This is a genomic window from Paenibacillus sp. Y280 (assembly GCF_056786335.1).
In genome coordinates, this window is sequence record NZ_JBXCIW010000050.1 from 1 (window position 1) to 4,612 (window position 4,612).

The following is a 4,612-nucleotide window of genomic DNA, read 5'->3' on the forward strand; positions in this document are numbered from 1 at the left end:
AGACAAGCTGTTGCCTTGGTCAACATCGCTACCGCTGACTTGCCACGTGTTTAAATCTTAATCCAGCTTATCTTAGCTCTCATCTGATGACAAGGTGGGGGCTATTTGACGCTTACGGATTTAACATGGGATTCAAATAAAATGGTAATACGTTCGGAGTGGGAAAATGTTGTTGGAAAGACCGAGAATTTACTTAAACAAAGCGGTCATGTTGTAACTACAAAAGAAATTTTTCAATCAGAATGGAAAAGGGTACTTAAAAATGTTATTGATGGTCTGACAATCTCGGGATTTAATACGGGTTCAGTTCCTGAAATGGTACGATTAATTGCCGAATTCAACTCAATTAACAATGAAGGGATGCTCTATAACCAATAACTGTAACAAGATGAGACCTTGAGGGATTGCTCCTTCAAGGTTTTTTCCTATACCCCACCCAGTGCCGAATGATTCGGGTGGCATATCCCGAATGAACTTAACCCTCATTAGTCCCGGATGATTTGTCCATAAAAATCTTGTACGCATAAATTCGCTCAATATATTTGAATTTTATACCCCTTTTCAGGTAGCTTTCTCCTTTGACTGAACCCCAAAATAATCAGTAACCACCGTATTTTGCTTCAAATACCTTTCCTTCGTTTTCTCGCGGTTTTCCTGAAATAAAATGAAATTACAAACAGCGGCTTGTCACGGGGCATTAACGTAGGTAAATAGAGGATGAAATGAGGAAACGCCTTATTCTGGATTTTGATAATTTAGCGGCGGAACAAATGGAGGATGCTGTAACACTACCATGTGCAATACTGGGCGGCGTAGTGAGCAAAGTTCCAGTAGCTTGATAGCATTAATATTCCTCCATGACAATCAAATCATGAAGTTGTATATCGAGCAACTTACAGATGACTTCGAATGTGCTTAGATATAGCCTATCAACTTCACTTGAACATTATGGTATTTGGTCTTAATCCGGTAATTAGGCAAGTTCACGTTGGGACATTTTACTCTCAGCAAGGATTTCCTTGAGTTTTAAGACATCAGGCATAATTTCTTACCTCTTCCTCGTCTGCGAAGGCGTCATCCCTTTGTACTGCTTGTACAGCTTCGTAAAATAGTTCGGATTCTCGCAACCGACAATGGCGGCAATTTCAGTTATCGTATCATTGCTCTCGCGAAGCAGCCGTTCCGCTTCATTCATGCGGCAGACGTTGACGTATTCCACAAAGGTGCGGCCTGTCAGCTTTTTGAATAGCTTGCAAAAATGGTACGGGTTCAGGCTCACTTGCTTCGCCGCTTGTTCGATCGACATTTTCTCGCCAAACTGCGATTCGATGCGCTGGATGAGTGCTTTAAAGCGATCCCGATTGACGAAGTATGGCTCCGCCGGCTTGCCTGCGAGCTGCCGTTCCATGAAAGTGCGGGAGAGCAGCGTGAACAGCGTGTGCAGCTTCGACTTGACGATAAGCTGATAAGCCGGGGGCTTCGCGGCCAGCTCGGCGATCACTTCATCCAGCAGCGAGTTAAAGCTTAGGCATTGCTCATCCTGCTCCGATGGTTTAACGGGATAATGCAGCCGGCCCTCCAGGTAAGGAGCGACAAACTGGGCATGTACAGGATCGTGAACCCAATCATTGAAGAGTGACGCATTCAAGACGATGCAGTCATAATGAACATTTCCGCAATGAAGGGCATAGCCCACATGCAGCCCTCCGCCAGGTATGATGATGACGTCTCCCATATTCACGATGTAAGGGCGGCTGTCGATGTGGAACAGCGCACTCCCTTCCCTCATTACGATGATCTCGAAATGCTCATGCCAATGTAAATAAAGGATGCAGTCATTTGGCGCGACGTTATGGCAGCGATTTTGGAATAGCTGTATCGGGTATGTTTTATGCTCGAGACGAGTATTTTCCCAGGGCTCCTTTGGATAGGTCAATCTGCTCACCACCACAAGATTAGACTATTTTTGCTCAAGATTGTATAGAGTGATCTGCATAACTGCTAGCTATAATGGAGTTGTTACAAATACTATAAGCCAATATTGGAGTGATATACAACAATGGACAACAAATTGCGAATTGGAACGCTTGTAGGCGGAGGAAATGCGGATCAGGTCATTCCGCAAATTGTGAAGCATGGATTTGAATCGTTTAACTTAACCTTTTGGCAAACGACCGGCAGTACGGATTTGGTTGAAATGGCTAAACGAGTAAGAGCGCTTGCCGATGAGCATGATTTTGCTGTTCCAGCTGTAAGCGTTTTCGGAAACCCGCTGACTGGCGAAGGCAACAATGCCGATACGCTTGCGAGCTGGGAGCGGCTTATCGATCATGCCCATTTATTCGGAGCGGATATCGTATCCGGCTTCACTGGCCGTCTGACGGATCAATCGATCGATGAATCGATTCCGAGGTTCAAGGAAGTGTTCGGCGAGCTGACGAAGCGGGCAGCGGCTAAGGGTGTACGGATCGCTTTTGAAAATTGTGATATGGGCGGCACTTGGACAACCGGCGATTGGAATATTGCGCATAACCCGACTGCCTGGGAGCTGATGTTTAATGCGGTGCCGGAGGACAATATCGGACTGGAATGGGAGCCCTGCCACCAAATGGTCAGCTTGATTGATCCGATTCCGCAGCTGCGCAAATGGGCGGGCAAAGTGTTCCACGTACATGGCAAGGACGCAACGATTGCGTGGGATATAGTAAAGGAGCATGGCGTGCACAGCAAACAGCAATTCGTTTGGCACCGGACGCCGGGCTTTGGCGATAGCAACTGGTCGGATATTATTACGATTTTGAGACAAAATGGCTACAAAGGCACGATCGATATCGAGGGCTGGCATGATCCTGTTTATAAGGATGAGCTGGAAATGACAGGACAGGTTCATGCATTGAATTATTTGAAGCGCTGCCGCGGCGGCGATTTTGTTCCAAATCCAGTCTAATTTAGCGAAGCGAAAGCGGGGAGAAAAGCAGGTGACAATGAAGCATCGAGTCGTCATAGCCGGCTGCGGCGGGATGGCGAATACGTGGGTGGACTATGCGAAGGAACGGGAAGATACGGAAATAGTTGGGCTCGTTGATATCAAAGAAGAGTTTGCTGCGGCAATGGCGGAGCGAAAAGGTCTTACTTGCCCAACCTTCACCGACATTAAGCAAGCAATTACGGAGACAGGTGCTACGTTAGTATTCGATGTCACGATACCGGCGAGCCATTATGCGATTAGTACTGCTGCTTTGGAGCTTGGCTGCGATGTGTTTGGAGAGAAGCCGCTCGCGGAAACGATGAGCGACTGCAATGAAATTGTGCGAATGGCTCATGTTACAGGCAGGACGCATGCTGTTATGCAAAATCGCCGGTTTGATCCGCGCATTCGCGCCTTTCAAGGGCTGATCGAGGGAGGCGCGATCGGCAAAATTGGATTCGTTGGCGCAGACTTCTTTATTGGCGCACATTTTGGCGGCTTCCGCGACGCGATGGAAAGTCCGCTGCTGCTCGATATGGCGATCCACACGTTTGACCAAGCGAGATATATTTCCGGCGCGAATCCCGTATCTGTGTATTGCCATGAGTTTAACCCACCCGGTTCATGGTATGCCGGAAACGCGATGGCGATCTGCATCTATGAAATGTCAGATGGCTCTGTCTTTAACTACCGCGGCTCGTGGTGCGCAGAAGGTGTGCCTACTTCATGGGAAGCGTCTTGGCGGGTGACTGGCGAGAATGGCACAGCGATTTGGGATGGCGCAGGCAATCCATATGCGGAGATCGTAGCTGCTGGCGACCAAAGCGGCAAATTTCACCGCGATTACGTGCGAGTAGAAACACAGCTTCCAGAAATGGCGAATACGTTCCATAAAGGCTGCTTGGATGATATGTTCGACGCCCTCGAATCAGGCCGTAAGCCGGAAACGGATTGCAGCGACAATATTTACAGCATGGCGATGGTGCTTGCCGCTGTTGAGAGCGCCAAAACCGGCCAAAAAGTGCACATCGCTGATTTTATGGGAGCGGCTGCGTTTAAGTAACATTCTATTTACTAGACTAATAGGCAACAGTAGAATGATGTTTAAATTCAATCTCTGTGGCGTTATTTTACGATAAAAGTAGAAGGTGTCTTGGCGCTGTTTCAGCTGCTGAGGCGCCTTTTTTGCTTTTTCAGACGCATCCAATACTCTCCAATACGGCCATTCCGTGTAGCCTTTACAAACCTAAATGTTTAAGGATTTATCCGAGGGCATGGAGCTTCCGATGAAGATCATTACATCCGAAGGCGCATTCACGCAGGAATACGCCAAAATGGCGCTTGCAAGCAGAGAATATTGACCAATAAAGGCGGATATCTGCCAATCGTTAAGGTTGACAAGCTGCTTTCTGCAAGAGCAGAATAAAGCATACCCATAACGAAATGAGGCGAAGCAATTGTCATCCCTTATCGATAAAATCAAGAAGCTTGCTGCTGGATTTGATGAAGAAACGCTGCGTTCGATTGAACCTGAATTACGAAAGTACCATCACATAAAAATATAAAAAAGTGCCCCGATCTTTGGTAGAATGGTGTTTGCGAAGACAACATCACCCAAAGAGAGGAGCAACCATAAGATGAAGT

At 47.1% G+C, this 4,612-nt stretch carries 4 protein-coding genes and 1 pseudogene; 3 read left to right on the forward strand and 2 right to left on the reverse strand.

Translation table 11 applies throughout. From position 1 onward, the window contains the following. Positions 1–105: 105 nt before the first annotated feature. A complete protein-coding gene (locus AC1TPC_RS26685; RefSeq protein WP_482069753.1) occupies positions 106–378 on the forward strand; it encodes a hypothetical protein in 273 nt (90 codons plus the stop codon). A 466-nt stretch (positions 379–844) separates the two neighbouring features. On the opposite strand, the pseudogene AC1TPC_RS26690 reads toward AC1TPC_RS26685, so the two are convergent. After that, positions 845–925 (reverse strand): annotated as a pseudogene (locus tag AC1TPC_RS26690) (hypothetical protein); the annotation flags it as partial. A 123-nt stretch (positions 926–1,048) separates the two neighbouring features. Beyond that, positions 1,049–1,945 (reverse strand): helix-turn-helix transcriptional regulator, encoded by an 897-nt coding sequence (locus AC1TPC_RS26695; RefSeq protein WP_482069756.1) that lies wholly within the window; start codon positions 1,943–1,945, stop codon positions 1,049–1,051. A gap of 114 nt (positions 1,946–2,059) precedes the next feature. On the opposite strand from AC1TPC_RS26695, the gene AC1TPC_RS26700 reads away from it, so the two are divergent. Beyond that, a complete protein-coding gene (locus AC1TPC_RS26700; protein WP_482069754.1) occupies positions 2,060–2,947 on the forward strand; it encodes a sugar phosphate isomerase/epimerase family protein in 888 nt (295 codons plus the stop codon). Between the two features lie 31 nt (positions 2,948–2,978). Continuing rightward, positions 2,979–4,031 carry a Gfo/Idh/MocA family protein gene (locus AC1TPC_RS26705; protein WP_482069755.1) on the forward strand — a complete coding sequence of 351 codons (1,053 nt, stop codon included), beginning with the start codon at positions 2,979–2,981 and terminating at the stop codon, positions 4,029–4,031. Positions 4,032–4,612: the final 581 nt, after the last annotated feature.

Bases quoted from the DNA above. Each gene is read 5' to 3' on its own strand.
- AC1TPC_RS26700 (WP_482069754.1), top strand. From the start codon at position 2,060: ATGGACAACAAATTGCGAATTGGAACGCTTGTAGGCGGAGGAAATGCG.